Consider the following 14,591-nt stretch of genomic DNA (forward strand, 5'->3'; position numbering starts at 1 on the left):
GATCGACAAAAAAGCCCGCTTCACGCGGGCTTTTTTGCTTCGGATTTTCGCCGCTCTCACGACGCTCGGCCGCCGCGGCCCGATCCACGCCCGCCTGCGTCGCCCGCCCTCGCCTCATTGCCGAAGCGCAGCCGTTTCGCCTACTTTTGCGTCTTGCTGTAATCGGGCAGCTCGCACGCCTCGGTGACAACGAGGTTGTTGTCCTTAGCGAAATTCATCACGAAATCGAACGCCATCGGCTCGACATCGCGCAGCCGGGCATCGACGATCACGCACTTGAGATCGCCGAGCAGCGTCGGCCGCACGTAGCGCGAATATTGAAGGCGGGCATTGGGCCCGCTCGCCCCCGGACCGTAGCACGACATCACGCCTGCGAGACGCTCGGACCAGTCGCTCGGCCGAAACTTCTTCCCATCTTTCGTGATGCCCTGAATGAAATATTCGGTCGGGAGAGTTTCAGCCATGAGGGTACCCAAGTGACGGCCCAGCAGTGCTCCGGCGCCGTTGCGCCTGGACACTTCGAACACAATGGAAGCGGCTTCGCGGCGGCTCTCGACGAGCGCACCCGACCGTGCATTCCGGCTTGCGGCGCATCGCGCGCAGGCAAGCCGTCACGTCGGCCGATTGTGTCCGGCAGACCAGGCATGAACCTTGCCCGCCGGGCTTGAGAAAACCTTGAAATTATACCGCAGCGCGCCATTGCGCGTCGTGTCGAGGCATGCCGGAAATCGGCGCGGCGGCGCGGCGAGCGCCCGGCGGCCGCGCCGCGCGGCTCGTCAAAGCATAAAAAATCCTTTATGCTGGTTCGAGTTATCACATCCGACGGCGGCGCCGTCCGGCGCGTTCGCCGCCGGTTTGAGTCCGCCGTATTCCGTTTCATGACCGCCAAAACCATTCGTCACTACCTGCAGTTCAAGGATTTCTCGCTGGAAGACTACGAGTACGTGCTCGAACGCACGGGTATCCTGAAGCGCAAATTCAAGAACTACGAGACCTATCACCCGCTGCACGACCGCACGCTCGCGATGATCTTCGAGAAGAGCTCGACGCGCACGCGCCTGTCGTTCGAGGCCGGGATATTCCAGCTAGGTGGCCACGCCGTGTTCATGAGCACGCGCGACACGCAGCTCGGCCGCGGCGAGCCCGTCGAGGATTCGGCGCAGGTGATCTCGCGAATGGTCGACATCATCATGATCCGCACGTTCGAGCAGGACATCATCCAGCGCTTCGCCGAGAATTCGCGCGTGCCCGTGATCAATGGTCTGACGAACGAGTACCACCCGTGCCAGGTGCTCGCCGACATCTTCACGTATTACGAGCATCGCGGCCCGATTCGCGGCAAGACGGTCGCATGGGTCGGCGACGCGAACAACATGCTGTACACGTGGATACAGGCCGCGCGCATCCTCGACTTCAAGCTGCGGCTGTCGACGCCGCCCGGCTACGCGCTCGACGCGAAGCTCGTCGACGCGGAAAGCGCGCTGTTCTATCAGGTGTTCGACGATCCGAACGAAGCGTGCAAGGGCGCGGACCTCGTCACGACCGACGTGTGGACGAGCATGGGCTTCGAAGCGGAAAACGAGGCGCGCAAGCAGGCGTTCGCCGACTGGTGCGTCGACGGGGAGATGATGTCGCACGCGAATCCCGACGCGCTCTTCATGCACTGCCTGCCCGCGCACCGCGGCGAGGAAGTGGCGGCGAGCGTGATCGACGGCCCGCAAAGCGTCGTGTGGGACGAGGCGGAAAATCGCCTGCACGTGCAAAAGGCGCTGATGGAGTTCCTGCTGCTCGGGCGCCTGAACCACTGACGCACGGGCGCGACAAAAAACCTCGCTGATCGACAGCGAGGTTTTTTTATCGGTCTACCGCCGATGCGGCCGATGCGCCCGGCCGCGCCCCGCCTACAGGCATACCGGCTCCAGTTCCAGCTCGACGCCGAAGCGCTCGCGCACGTCGCGCTGAATCGCACGCGCGAGCGCGAGGACGTCAGCGCCCGACGCGCCGCCGCGATTGACGAGCACGAGCGCCTGCCGCTCGTGGACGGCCGCCGCGCCGAGCGCGCGCCCTTTCCATCCGCAGCGGTCGATCAGCCAGCCGGCCGCGAGCTTCACGCGCCCGTCCGGCTGCGGATACGACACGACGTCGGGCTCGCGCGCGCGCAGCGCGGCGAACGCCTGCGCGTTGATCACCGGATTCTTGAAGAAACTGCCCGCGTTGCCGAGCTCGAGCGGATCGGGCAGCTTCGCGCGCCGGATCGCGACGACTGCGTCGAACACGTCGCGCGCGCGCGCGACGTTTGCGTCGATGCCGCGCGCGGCGAGTTCGCGCGCGACGTCCGCATAGCCGATGCGCGGCGTCCATGCCTTCGGCAGCCGAAACGTCACCGACACGATCGCGAAACGGCCGCGCCCTTCCCGCTTGAAGAAACTGTCTCGATAACCGAACGCGCAGCGCGTGGCGTCGAATTCGGCGATCTCGCCCGTCGCGAGCTCGACCGCGCGCAACGACGCGAAACGCTCCCTCATCTCGACCCCGTACGCACCGATGTTCTGGATCGGCGCCGCGCCGACCGTGCCCGGAATCAGCGCGAGATTCTCGAGCCCCGGCATGCCTTCGGCGAGCGTCCATTCGACGAACGCGTGCCAGTTCTCGCCGCCGCCCGCCTCGACGTACCACGCGTCGTCGTCCTCGCGCGCGAGCGCGCGGCCGCGGATCTCGTCGAGCAGCACGAGGCCGTCGAAGTCGCCCGTCAACACCACGTTGCTGCCGCCGCCGAGCACGAGCGTGTCGAGCCCCGCGACGCGCGGGTCGCGCGCGAGCGACGCGAACTGCCCGGGCGAGCCGATCCGCGCCGCAACGCGCGCGCGCACATCGAAGCCGAACGTGTTGTGCGCGCGCAGCGGATAGTCGGGAAGCAACTGGACGGAGGAATCGGGATGGAACATCGGCATTCGCGGTTGCGCCGGCGCGCGGTCAAGTCCGCGGCCTTGGGCAAATGTAGGGGCGCCGGTAAAATGGCGGTCGTCCGCAATTATAGCGAGTGCCCGTGCGCTGGCCGCGTGCGGCACGCTCTACAGGAGAATGCCATGCCATCGTTCGACGTCGTTTCCGAAGCGAACATGATTGAAGTGAAAAACGCAGTCGAGCAATCGAACAAGGAAATTTCGACCCGCTTCGACTTCAAGGGCTCCGACGCGCGCGTCGAGCAGAAGGAGCGCGAACTCACGCTCTACGCCGACGACGACTTCAAGCTCGGCCAGGTCAAGGACGTGCTGATCGGCAAGATGGCGAAGCGCAACGTCGACGTGCGCTTCCTTGACTACGGCAAGATCGAGAAGATCGGCGGCGACAAGGTCAAGCAGGTCGTGACGATCAAGAAAGGCGTGTCGGGCGACCTCGCGAAGAAGGTCGTGCGCATCGTGAAGGACAGCAAGATCAAGGTGCAGGCGAGCATCCAGGGCGACGCGGTGCGCGTGTCCGGCGCGAAGCGCGACGATCTGCAAAGCGTGATCGCGCTGTTGCGCAAGGAAGTGACCGATACGCCGCTCGACTTCAACAACTTCCGCGACTGACGCCCGGACGGGCGGCGCGTGGGCGGCTCATACTCGCGCCGCGGGCGAGCGCGCGAATCACGCGCCCGTTTTCTTTCGCCCGATCCGGCTTTCCTCGCCGGCGAGCAGCTTCGAGATGTTCGACCGATGCCGCCAGATCAGCAGCACGCTCATCGCGAGCACGGCCCACGCGACCGGATTGTTGCGCGTGCCGAACAGGAACACGTCGAAAACCGGCGCGAACACGGCCGCGACCAGTGCCGCGAGCGACGAATAGCGAAAGAAGAACGCAATGATGAGCCACGTGAGCGCGGTCGCGAGGCCGAGCGCCGGATGCACGGCTAGCAGCACGCCCGCCGCGGTCGCGACGCCCTTGCCGCCCTGGAAGCGGAAGAACACCGGATACAGGTGGCCGAGGAATACGGCGATCGCCGCGAGCGCGACGCCGATCTCGCCGCCGATGCCGAAGCGCCTGACGAGCCAGACCGCGAGCCAGCCCTTGAATGCATCGCCGACGAGCGTGAGGATCGCCGCCTTCTTGTTGCCGCTGCGCAGCACGTTGGTCGCGCCGGGATTCTTCGAGCCGTACGAGCGGGGGTCGGCGAGCCCCATCGCGGCGCTGACGACGACGGCGAACGACACCGATCCGATCAGATAGGCGGCGACGGTAGCGAGCAGGATCTGCATGCGAAGGACTCTTGTTTCAACGTATGGGTTGGATGGGCGGCCTCGATCGCGAAGCCGCGGCGGCGCTCATTCTACCGAAGCGGCGCGGCGCGCCATGCGGGTGAAACCCTCAGTCGACGCTCGCGCACTGCACCGGCCGCGCGTTCAGCAGCGTCGTCAGCACCGCCGGCGCGAGGCTCACCAGATAGCCGCGCCGGCCGCCGTTCAGGTAGATCGACGGCAGATCGAGGATCGTCGATTCGACATAGACGGGCATCGCCTTCTTCGTGCCGAACGGCGACGTGCCGCCGACGAGGTAGCCCGAATGCCGGTTCGCAACCTCCGGCTTGCACGGCTCGACGCGCTTCGCGCCGATCTGCCGCGCAAGGTTCTTCGTCGACACCGTGCGGTCGCCGTGCATCAGGATGATGAGCGGCTTCGCGTGCTCGTCTTCCATCACGAGCGTCTTCACGACCGCGTGCTCGTCGGCGCCCAGTTGCCGCGCCGATTCGGACGTGCCGCCGTGGTCGACGTATTCGTAGACGTGCTCGCCGAATGCAACGCCGTGGCGGCGCAGGAACTGCGTCGCGGGCGTTTCGGAAACGTGTTTGGATTTGCTCATGCGCGCATTTTAATTGCTCGCGGCGCGCGGGACCATTGTCCGAATGGCAGATTGTCCGCGCGGCGGCTGCGTGGCACGATCGTCGCCACACGATCGGCGACGCGCGCGACACCGCGCTCGCGCTGATTCATCGGAGAAACCATGACCATCGAGTTTTCCACCGGCGCGGCGATCGACGTCGATGCGCTGATCGGCGCATTGCCGTCGCGAATCGCGGCGCTGCCCGTGCTCGTCGCCGAGCGCACGCCCGATCACGTCGCACTGATCGAGGACGCCCGTCGGCTCACGTATGCGCAGCTCGCGCGCGCAATCGACGCGGCGGCGGACCGGCTGCGCGGCCTCGGCGTGCAAGGCGGCGACCGCGTGATGATCGTCGCGGAGAACAGCATCGCGCAGATCGTGCTGCTGTTCGCGGCGACACGACTCGACGCGTGGGCGATCGTGTCGAACGCGCGCCTCTCGGCGGCCGAGCTCGACGCGATCGCCGCGCATGCGCAGCCGCGCCTGATCGCGTTCGTCACCGGCACGTCGCCCGATGCGCACGCCCACGCCGAGCGACGCGGCGCGCAGCCGGCCGCGCCGTTCGAGCTCGACATCGGCGCGTGGTCGTACACGATCGATGCACGCCCGCGCGCGGAGCCGGTCGAGGCGGACGGCGCACGCCAGTGCGCGGCGCTCGTCTATACGACGGGCACGACCGGCACGCCGAAGGGGGTGATGCTGTCGCACCGCAATCTGCTGTTCGTCGCCGCGGTGTCGAGCGCACTGCGGCGCGTCGCGCCCGCCGACATCGTCTACGCGGTGCTGCCCGTGTCGCACGTGTACGGGCTCGCGTCGGTCTGCCTCGGCAGCCTCTACGCGGGTGCGACGCTCAGGCTGGCGCCCCGCTTCTCGCCGCAGGCGCTGCGCCGCGCGCTCGTCGACGAGCGCGTGACGATCTTCCAGGGCGTGCCCGCCATGCACGCGAAACTGCTCGAGCATCTGCGCACGCACGGGCATGCGTGGCACGCACCGCACCTGCGCTTCGCGTACTCGGGCGGCTCGCCGCTCGACGCCGATCTGAAGGCGCGCGTCGAACGCGTCTACGGCCTGCCGCTGCACAACGGCTACGGAATGACCGAGAGCAGCCCGACGATCGCACAAACGCCGATCGACGCGCCGCGCGCCGATTGCTCGGTCGGCGTGCCGATCCCGGGCGTCGCCGTGCGCTTCTGCGCGGCGAACGGAGCCGATGTCGCGCCGGGCGAAGTCGGCGAGCTGTGGGTGCGCGGGCCGAACGTGATGCTCGGCTACTACCGCAATCCGGAGGGCACGCGCGCGGCGGTCACGGCGGACGGCTGGCTGAAGACGGGCGACCTCGCGCGCGCCGGCGCCGACGGCGCGGTGACGATTGTCGGCCGCAGCAAGGAACTCATCATCCGTTCGGGCTTCAACGTCTATCCGTCCGAAGTCGAGCAGGCGCTGAACGCACATCCGGACGTCGTGCAGTCCGCGGTGATCGGACGCGCGGTCGAAGGCGACGAGGAAGTGATCGCGTTCGTCGAGCTCGCGCCGAACGCGGCCGCAACCGAAGGCGATCTGAAGGAATGGTGCGCGGACAGGCTCGCGCCGTACAAGCGCCCCGCGCAAATCCGCGCGCTCGACGCGCTGCCTGCCGCGTCGACGGGCAAGGTGCTCAAGCACCGGTTGCGCGAGATGCGATGATTCGGCGCGGCCCGCGATCACGCCGCTCGTCGGTGAGCCCGCAGCCGCGCGAACGAGACGAGGATGCCGGCGCACGCCGAGATCCGCGCGCATCGACTCCGACGATCACGCGCGCAACGGCGCCCCCGATTGCAACGCGAGAGCGTCACCCGCGCGGATGATGCGCCGCATGCAGCATCTTCAACCGCTCGCGGGCGACGTGCGTGTAGATCTGCGTCGTCGAGATATCGCTATGGCCGAGCAGCAGTTGCACGACCCGCAAATCCGCGCCGTGATTCAGCAGGTGCGTCGCGAACGCGTGCCGCAGCGTGTGCGGGGACAGATGCACGCGAACGTCCGCCTGCTGCGCATGGCGCTTGATGATGTTCCAGAACTGTTGGCGCGTCATGCCGTCGCCGCGCGCGGTGACGAACAGCGCGTCCGCCGCGCGTGCACCGAGGAGCGCAGGCCGCGCGCCGCGCAGATAGCGCTCGATCCAGCCGTGCGCGACTTCGCCGAACGGCACGAGCCGCTCTTTCGAGCCCTTGCCCGTCACGCGCACCACGCCTTCGTTCAATCCGACCTCGACTGTCTTCAGCGTGACGAGCTCGCTCACGCGCAGCCCGCTCGCATACATCAGTTCGAGCATCGTGCGGTCGCGCAGGCCGAGCGGCGTGTCGACGTCGGGTGCGGCGAGGAGCGCCTCGACCTGCGCCTCGGACAGCGTCGACGGAAACCGCGGCGCCTGTTTCGCCGATGCGATCCTGAGCGTCGGATCGACGGCCGTGCGGTGCTCGCGCACCGCCCAGCCGTAGTAGCGGCGAAACACCGACAGCCGGCGATTCGACGACGTCGCCTTGCCGTCGCTGCGTGCGGCGATGTAGCCCTCGAGCATCGGCCTTTCGGCACGATCGAGACTCGCCGCGTGCCGCGCGGCGAGCCACTGCGCGAACAATTGCAGGTCGCGCCGATACGCGTCCAGCGTGTTGCGCGACAGCCCGTGCTCGAGCCACATCGCATCGCAGAACAGATCGATCGACGTGCGGCTGTCGAGCCACGCGGGCGACGCGGCCGACTCGTCGGCCGGACGGTCGGCCGACGGCGCGAGCGCGCGGCCGGCGTCGCCGCCCGCCGGGTCGGTTGCGGGAATGCGTACTGCGCGCGCCATCAGTACCGCACGCCCTCGTGCGCAAGCAGCCAGCGCTTGACCTTCAGGAAGTAGCCTTCGTCGTCGTGGTTCGCGAATCCGCCGATCCCGCCCGACGCGACGACGCGGTGGCACGGAATCACGAGCGGAAAATAGTTCGCCCCGCAGGCCTGGCCGACCGCGCGCGGCGCGCTGCCGATCTGCTTGGCGACCTGCCCGTAGGTCAGCACGATGCCGGGCGGAATCGCGTTGATCGCGCTCCACACCCGATGCTGGAACGGCGTGCCGACTTCGGCGAGCGGCAGGTCGAAACGCGCGGATGCGCGCTCGAAATAGCGCTCGATCTGACGCGCCACCCGCTTCGCGAGCGCCGTGTCCGGCGCGACGCTCTTCATCGAATCAGGCAGATAGACGATCTCTCGCACGACCGACGCGTCGGTGCGGATGCCGACCTTGCCGAACGGCGCATCGATTACTGCGTTGAACATCGTTCTCTCCTGAAAGGGCGCGCCCGCGCGATGCGCCGGCCGCCCGCCAAACCGTCACAAGCCGTCACTTTACGCCGCCTTCACGCGGCGCGCAGCGCCCATTCGACGTGCTCGCGCACGAGCGCGGACACGGACGGGTCGCCCAAACGCGCGCGCAGCGCCGCAACGATCGCCGCGCGCGCGCCGGGCTCGATGCTGCCGGGCGCGGCGCGCAGCGCGTTGCCGAGGCCGACCGCGAGATTGCGCAGCCAGCGCTCGTAGCCGATCCGGCGAATCGCGCTGCCTTGCATCCGCTCGCCGAATTGCTCGGCAGTCCATTCGAACAGCTCGACGAGCGACGCGCGATCGAGCCCGTGCCGCACGTCGAAATCGGCGACGGGCGCCGCCTGCGCAAACTTGTTCCACGGGCAGACGAGCTGGCAGTCGTCGCAGCCGTACACGCGATTGCCGATGAGCGGCCGCAGCGGCTCGGGGATGCTGCCGTGCAATTCGATCGTCAGATACGAGATGCAGCGACGCGCGTCGACGCGGTACGGCGCGACGATCGCGCCCGTCGGGCATGCGCCGATGCAGCGCGTGCAACTGCCGCAATGCGCGCCGGGCGTCTCGGGCGCGGCGTCGGGCGACGTCTGCGCGTCGGTCGGCAGCGGCACGTCGACGTAAATCTCGCCGAGGAAGAAGAACGAGCCCGCGTCGCGCTGCAGCAGCAGCGTGTGCTTGCCGCGCCAGCCGGCGCCCGCCTTCTGCGCGAGCTCGACCTCGAGCACGGGCGCCGAATCGGTGAACACGCGGTGGCCGAACGCGCCGATCTCGGCTTCGATCCGCTCGGCGAGCGTCTGCAAGCGGTTGCGCAATACCTTGTGATAATCGCGGCCGCGCGCGTAGACGGACACGACGGCCGCCTGCGGATCGGCGACGCGCGCCGCCTCGCGCGCGCGCCAGTCGCGCCGCGCGGCCCCCGAATCGGGCGCGTCTTCGAGCGTTTCCGCGGGCAGATACGCGAGCCGCGCGGAGATCACGCGTCGCGTGCCGGCCACAAGTTCGGCCGGCCGCGCGCGTTTCATCCCATGTTTGGCCATATAATCCATCTCGCCGTGGCATCCGGCTTCCAGCCAGGCGGCGAGCCCTGCTTCGGCATCCGAGAGATCGGTATCGCTGATGCCGATCGCCCCGAAACCCAATTCGCGCCCCCAGGCCTTGATGCGCGACGCGAGCTCGGCGAGCTCGGCGCCGTCGAGGCGAGACGGCGCGGCGCGCCCGTCCTGCGAGGGGCGCGCATCCGCGACTGCGAGTTCCGGAATTTGGTCCATTGCTCTATTTTACGAGAATGCCCGAGCAGCCTAGCCACGCGCATGCCGCGCCCCCCCTGCCCGCTCCGCTCGCCGAGCGCACGCTCGCGCTCGCCGACGAAGCGGCGACGATCGCGTTCGCCGAACGCTTCGCGCACGCGCTCGACGCGGTGCGCGGCGAACGCGCCGCCGAGCATGCGTTCGGCGGCCTGCAGATCCAGCTATACGGCGATCTCGGCGCGGGCAAGACGACGCTCGTGCGCGCGATGCTGCGCGGCCTCGGCCACGCGGGCCGCGTGAAGAGCCCGACCTACACGCTCGTCGAGCCGTATGCGCTCGCGCGTTCCGATGGGGAACTCGAGGTCTATCACTTCGATCTGTACCGTTTTAGCGATCCGGCCGAATGGGCCGACGCAGGCTTTCGCGAGTATTTCAATTCCGGCGCGATCTGCGTCGTCGAATGGCCGCAACGGGCGGGCGCGCTCCTTGGCGTGCCGGATCTCGTGTTCTCGCTCGACGTGGACGGCGAAGGCCGCCTCCTCACCGCCCGGGCGTACAGCGCATCAGGAAAGGCATGTCTCGAAAGATGTTGATCAAACCGTTCCGCTCGATCGAATCGGCGGCCACCGCGACCCATAACTGGCGACGCCGGCAGATCCTGCGCGCCGGCGCGTCGACGCTCGTGCTCGGGCTCGCGCTGCCGCGCCTCGCGCACGCGAGCTCGGTGCTCGGCGTGCGCGTATGGCCCGCGCGCGACTACACGCGCGTGACGATCGAATCGGACCAGCCGCTGCAGAACACCCAGCAGTTGCTGCAGGGTCCGGACCGGCTCGTCGTCGACCTGAACGGCCTCGAGCTCGACCAGGCGCTGCGCGACCTCGTATCGAAGATCGCGCCGAACGATCCGCAGATCCAGTCGGTGCGGGTCGGCCAGTATCAGCCGCACGTCGTGCGGATGGTGTTCGACCTGAAGGGCTCGGTGAAGCCGCAGGTGTTCACGCTGCCGCCCGTCGGCACCTACAAGTACCGGCTCGTGTTCGACCTGTATCCGGCCGTCGCGCCCGATCCGCTGTCCGACCTGATCGCGCAGACGGAACGCAAGGAACAGCAGTTGAACGATACGCTGCGCGCGCAGCAGGCGCAGCCGCCGACGGCCGCGCTCAACGGCCCGACCGCCGCGCCGCCCGCCGCGGCCGACAACAGCGATGCGTTCTTCCAGCGCTTCGCGCAGAACAACCCGCCGGCCGCGCACTCGACGCGGCCGGCGCCCGCCTCACCCGCCAATCCGCCCGTCGCTCAGGCGACGCCGCCCGCCGCGCCGCCGCGGCCCGCGGTCAAGCCGCCGCCCGTCATCGCGCGCAGGAACGACGACGACGATTCGGGCGACGCCGACACCTACGCGTTCACCGCGCCGAAATCGGGCCGCGGCACCGTGCGCCTCTTGACGGTCGCGATCGACCCGGGCCACGGCGGCGAGGACCCGGGCGCGATCGGCGGCGGCGGCACGTACGAGAAGCACATCGCGCTCGACATCGCGAAGAAGCTGCGCGCGAAGATCGACGCCGCGCCGAACATGCGCGCGATGATGACGCGCGACGCCGATTTCTTCGTGCCGCTGAACGTGCGCGTGCAGAAGGCGCGGCGCGTCGGCGCGGATCTGTTCGTGTCGATCCACGCGGACGCGTTCACGACGCCGTCGGCTCGCGGCTCGTCGGTGTTCGCGCTGTCGGACCACGGCGCGTCGAGCGCGGCCGCGCGCTGGCTCGCGAACAAGGAGAACTCGTCGGACCTGATCGGCGGGATCAACATCAAGACGCAGGACGTCGCGGTGAATCGCGCGCTCTTCGACATGTCGACGACCGCGCAGATCCGCGATTCGCTGCGCTACGGCAACTACGTGCTGCGCGAAGTCGGCGGCATCAACAAGCTGCACAAGGGCTCGGTCGAGCAGGCGGGGTTCGCGGTGCTGAAGGCGCCCGACATTCCGTCGATCCTCGTCGAGACCGCGTTCATCAGCAATCCGGACGAAGAGCGCCGGCTGAACGACGACGCGTATCGCGACCAGATGGCCGATGCGATCTTGCGCGGGATCAAGCGCTATTTCGCGGCGAATCCGCCGCTCGCGAAGAGCCGGATGACGTAACCGCGCGAGCGCGGCGCGGCGCGGCGCGGCGCGGCCGCCGCGCCCGAATTTCCACCTTCCGGCTCGCGCGCTCGCCGTAGCCGAACCCCGCCCCGCCATCACGACGCGGCCGCGAAAAACCGCCGCGCGATGCGATCGCCGAACACGTTGACCGCGAGCCCCGCCATCACGAGCGCGGCGCCCGCGAGCTGCGCGGGCGTCAGCCGCTCGCCGAGCAGCAGCGCCGAGGACGCCAGGCCGACGATCGGCACGAGCAGCGAAAACGGCGCGACCTGCCCGGCCGGATAGCGCGACAGCAGCCGGCTCCACAGCCCGTAACCGAGCAGCGTCGCGACGAACGCAAGATAGACGATGGCGAAGATCGACGCGCCCGACAGCGACGTCAGCGCGGCCTCGATCCGCCGCGGCCCCTCGAACCAGTACGACAGCGCGAAGAACGGCACCGGGGGCACGAGGCTCGCCCACACGACGAGCGACACGAGATCGACCTTGCCGACCTTCTTCGTCACGACGTTGCCGAGCGCCCAGAGCGCCGCCGCGCCGATCGTGAGCAGAAAGCCCGCGAGCGTCATGCCGCGGCCGCCCTGCACGGCGATCGCGACAAGGCCGGCCGCGGCGATCGCGAGGCCCGCGAGATTGCGCGCGTGCAACCGCTCGCCGAGCACGAGCATCGCGAAGAAGAGCGTGAAGAACGCCTGCGCCTGCAGCACGAGCGACGCGAGCCCGGCCGGCATGCCGACGTACATCGCGGAAAAGAGGAACACGAACTGGCCGAGCAGGATCGTCGAGCCGTACAGCGCGAGCAGCCGCCACGGAATCTGCGGGCGGCGCACGAAGAACACCGCGGGCACCGCCGCGAGCAGGAAGCGCAGCCCGCCGAGCAGCATCGGCGGCACGCCGTGCAGCCCGACCTTGATCACGACGAAGTTCACGCCCCACGCCAGGATCACCACCAGCGCCAGCAACAGGTCTTTCGGGGCCATCGTCGTCTCCTCGGTCTTTTTCGCGCGAACCGCCGAGTCTACCGGCGTTTCGCGAAGCGTGCAGCCCGCCCCGCGCGCCGCGAGCGCGCGCCGCCGCATCGGCCGGGACGCCGTTACAATGGGCCGCATATCCCGCATCCGTCACGCGAACGCGTCGAGCGTTCCGGACGCCTCCAGCCATGACCGACTCGATCAAAGCCATCCTGACGCCGCACGTGCGCGACATCGGCAACCTGACCGTGCGCCGCACGCTGCCCGCGCTCGCCGAGCGCACCGTCGGCCCGTTCATCTTCTTCGATCACATGGGCCCCGCCGGGCAGCCGGCGGGCGTGGGCCTCGACGTGCGTCCGCATCCGCACATCGGCCTTGCGACCGTCACCTACCTGTTCGACGGCGCGATCATGCACCGCGACAGCCTCGGCTCCGTGCAGAAGATCGTGCCGGGCGACGTCAACTGGATGACGGCCGGACGCGGGATCGTCCATTCGGAGCGCACGCCGGACGACGCGCGCGCGAGCGGGCAGACCGTGCACGGCATCCAGACCTGGGTCGCGCTGCCGCGCGCGGACGAGGCGCGCGAGCCGTCGTTCGAGCACCACGCGGCCGCGACGCTGCCGAAGCTCGAGCGCGACGGCGTCGCGCTGACGGTGATCGCGGGCGACGCGTTCGGCGTGCGCTCGCCCGTCACGACGTTCTCGCGCACGCTGTACGCCGCCGCCGTGTTCACGGCGGGCGCCGCGCTCGCGCTCGACGCCGATCACGAAGAGCGCGCGGTCTATCTCGTCGACGGCGACCTGACGATCGACGGCGCGCCGCTCGAGGCCGCGCGGATGGCAGTGCTCGCGCCGGGCGCGCAGGTCGCGCTCGCGAGCGCGCGCGGGGCGCGCGCGATGCTGCTCGGCGGCGACAAGCTCGACGGCGAACGCTTCATCGAATGGAATTTCGTCGCGAGCTCGCGCGACGCGATCGAGCGCGCGAAGCGCGCCTGGGCGGCGCAGCAGATGGGGAGGGTACCCGGCGAAACCGACTGGATTCCGTTTCCGGAGCGCCGCGCGCATTGAAAAACCGCCCGCGCACCCTCATTGTGCATTCATCCAACACCGACGAGAACGCCATGGACACCACGCTCGCCACTTTCGAACGCGACGTCATCGACGCATCGCTTGCCGCCCCCGTGCTGGTCGACTTCTGGGCGCCCTGGTGCGGCCCGTGCAAGACGCTCGGCCCGCTGCTCGAGAAGCTCGAGCAGGAGTACGAGGGCCGCTGGAAGCTCGTGAAGGTCAACGTCGACGAGAATCAGGAGCTCGCCGCGCACTTCCAGACGCGCAGCATTCCGCACGTGATCGCATTCGCGGGCGGGCGGCCGGTCGACCAGTTCGTCGGCGTGCTGCCCGAAGGACAACTGCGCGCGTTCCTCGACCGCCTCGTGCCCGCGCCCGACGAAGCCGAGCGGCACGCCGCGCAGGCCGCGCTCGCCGACGAGCGGATCGACGATGCGCTGTCGCACCTCGAGAACGCGCTCGCGCTGAACCCCGGCTACGACGAGGCGCGCCTCGATCTGGTCGAGCTGCTGCTCGCGCTGAACCGGATCGACGACGCCCGCGCGGAGGCCGCGCGCCTGTCGCCGCAGACGACGGGCGGCGCCGACGCGCGCTACCAGGCGATCAAGACGCGCTTCGACGCACTCGATGCAACGGCCGACCTGCCACCGACCGACGCGCTCGAAGCGCGGATCGCAAGCGACCCCGCCGATCTCGACGCGCGCTTCGATCTCGCGCAGAGCCTGATCGCGCGACGCGCGTACGAAGGCGCGCTCGAGCAGTTGCTGGAGATCGTCCGGCGCGACCGGACGTTCGGCGACGACGTCGGCCGCAAGACGATGATTTCGGTGTTCGAGCTCGCGGCGGACCAGCCCGAGCTCGTGTCCGCGTGGCGGCGCAAGCTGAGCGCGGCGCTGAACTGACGACCCGACGCCCGACGAACGGACAATGACGGGCTCAGGCCGGAGCGGCCATGCGG

Annotated in this window: 15 protein-coding genes; 7 read left to right on the plus strand and 8 right to left on the minus strand. The window is 68.9% G+C overall.

What is annotated here, in order from left to right:
- Positions 1 to 140: 140 nt before the first annotated feature.
- Positions 141 to 464: a DUF3579 domain-containing protein gene (locus WT16_RS04815; protein WP_006024777.1), complete on the minus strand. Its 324-nt coding sequence runs from the start codon at positions 462 to 464 to the stop codon at positions 141 to 143.
- 414 nt (positions 465 to 878) lie between these two features.
- On the opposite strand from WT16_RS04815, the gene argF reads away from it, so the two are divergent.
- Entirely contained in the window at positions 879 to 1,808 is a 930-nt protein-coding gene (gene argF / locus WT16_RS04820) for an ornithine carbamoyltransferase (RefSeq protein ID WP_009911459.1), read from the plus strand.
- A gap of 93 nt (positions 1,809 to 1,901) precedes the next feature.
- Here argF and murB read toward each other — a convergent pair whose 3' ends face one another.
- Positions 1,902 to 2,951: a UDP-N-acetylmuramate dehydrogenase gene (gene murB, locus WT16_RS04825; protein ID WP_063532805.1), complete on the minus strand. Its 1,050-nt coding sequence runs from the start codon at positions 2,949 to 2,951 to the stop codon at positions 1,902 to 1,904.
- A gap of 135 nt (positions 2,952 to 3,086) precedes the next feature.
- Here murB and WT16_RS04830 point away from each other — a divergent pair, with 135 nt between their 5' ends.
- Positions 3,087 to 3,572, plus strand: coding sequence for a YajQ family cyclic di-GMP-binding protein (locus WT16_RS04830; protein ID WP_059932043.1), 486 nt, complete (start codon positions 3,087 to 3,089; stop codon positions 3,570 to 3,572).
- Positions 3,573 to 3,629: 57 nt separating this feature from the next.
- Here the strand turns inward: WT16_RS04830 and plsY are convergent, their stop codons facing one another.
- Positions 3,630 to 4,238: a glycerol-3-phosphate 1-O-acyltransferase PlsY gene (gene plsY, locus WT16_RS04835; RefSeq protein ID WP_063532806.1), complete on the minus strand. Its 609-nt coding sequence runs from the start codon at positions 4,236 to 4,238 to the stop codon at positions 3,630 to 3,632.
- A 109-nt stretch (positions 4,239 to 4,347) separates the two neighbouring features.
- Positions 4,348 to 4,839, minus strand: a complete 492-nt coding sequence (ybaK, locus tag WT16_RS04840) for a Cys-tRNA(Pro) deacylase (protein WP_059932041.1) — start codon at positions 4,837 to 4,839, stop codon at positions 4,348 to 4,350.
- A 141-nt stretch (positions 4,840 to 4,980) separates the two neighbouring features.
- Here ybaK and WT16_RS04845 point away from each other — a divergent pair, with 141 nt between their 5' ends.
- Positions 4,981 to 6,543, plus strand: a complete 1,563-nt coding sequence (locus WT16_RS04845) for an AMP-binding protein (protein WP_063532807.1) — start codon at positions 4,981 to 4,983, stop codon at positions 6,541 to 6,543.
- A gap of 145 nt (positions 6,544 to 6,688) precedes the next feature.
- Here the strand turns inward: WT16_RS04845 and xerD are convergent, their stop codons facing one another.
- The 3 genes from xerD to queG all read right to left on the minus strand — a co-directional run bounded on the left by xerD (position 6,689) and on the right by queG (position 9,467).
- Positions 6,689 to 7,690 (minus strand): site-specific tyrosine recombinase XerD, encoded by a 1,002-nt coding sequence (xerD, locus tag WT16_RS04850; RefSeq protein WP_015600900.1) that lies wholly within the window; start codon positions 7,688 to 7,690, stop codon positions 6,689 to 6,691.
- Complete coding sequence (locus WT16_RS04855; protein WP_015601174.1) at positions 7,690 to 8,157, minus strand: methylated-DNA--[protein]-cysteine S-methyltransferase; 468 nt, start codon at positions 8,155 to 8,157, stop codon at positions 7,690 to 7,692. Before WT16_RS04855 ends, xerD begins: the two co-directional genes overlap by 1 nt.
- A gap of 80 nt (positions 8,158 to 8,237) precedes the next feature.
- Entirely contained in the window at positions 8,238 to 9,467 is a 1,230-nt protein-coding gene (queG, locus tag WT16_RS04860) for a tRNA epoxyqueuosine(34) reductase QueG (RefSeq protein ID WP_015601468.1), read from the minus strand.
- Between the two features lie 17 nt (positions 9,468 to 9,484).
- Here queG and WT16_RS04865 point away from each other — a divergent pair, with 17 nt between their 5' ends.
- Both WT16_RS04865 and WT16_RS04870 read left to right on the plus strand, forming a co-directional pair.
- The gene (locus WT16_RS04865; protein ID WP_015602338.1) at positions 9,485 to 10,039 is read left to right on the plus strand and encodes a bifunctional tRNA (adenosine(37)-N6)-threonylcarbamoyltransferase complex ATPase subunit type 1 TsaE/phosphotransferase; all 555 of its coding nucleotides are present in this window, start codon (positions 9,485 to 9,487) and stop codon (positions 10,037 to 10,039) included.
- Positions 10,021 to 11,589, plus strand: coding sequence for an N-acetylmuramoyl-L-alanine amidase (locus tag WT16_RS04870; RefSeq protein WP_015601141.1), 1,569 nt, complete (start codon positions 10,021 to 10,023; stop codon positions 11,587 to 11,589). Before WT16_RS04865 ends, WT16_RS04870 begins: the two co-directional genes overlap by 19 nt.
- Before the next feature lie 98 nt (positions 11,590 to 11,687).
- Here the strand turns inward: WT16_RS04870 and WT16_RS04875 are convergent, their stop codons facing one another.
- Complete coding sequence (locus WT16_RS04875; RefSeq protein ID WP_063533060.1) at positions 11,688 to 12,572, minus strand: EamA family transporter; 885 nt, start codon at positions 12,570 to 12,572, stop codon at positions 11,688 to 11,690.
- A 179-nt stretch (positions 12,573 to 12,751) separates the two neighbouring features.
- Between WT16_RS04875 and WT16_RS04880 the strand changes: the two genes are divergently transcribed.
- Both WT16_RS04880 and trxA read left to right on the plus strand, forming a co-directional pair.
- On the plus strand, positions 12,752 to 13,633 hold the full coding sequence (locus WT16_RS04880; RefSeq protein WP_059932032.1) for a pirin family protein: 882 nt from the start codon (positions 12,752 to 12,754) through the stop codon (positions 13,631 to 13,633).
- Between the two features lie 53 nt (positions 13,634 to 13,686).
- On the plus strand, positions 13,687 to 14,535 hold the full coding sequence (gene trxA / locus WT16_RS04885) for a thioredoxin (protein WP_006024763.1): 849 nt from the start codon (positions 13,687 to 13,689) through the stop codon (positions 14,533 to 14,535).
- The last annotated feature ends 56 nt before the right edge of the window (positions 14,536 to 14,591 follow it).

It is taken from the genome of Burkholderia sp. MSMB1589WGS, assembly GCF_001636105.1.
GTDB lineage: Bacteria > Pseudomonadota > Gammaproteobacteria > Burkholderiales > Burkholderiaceae > Burkholderia > Burkholderia humptydooensis.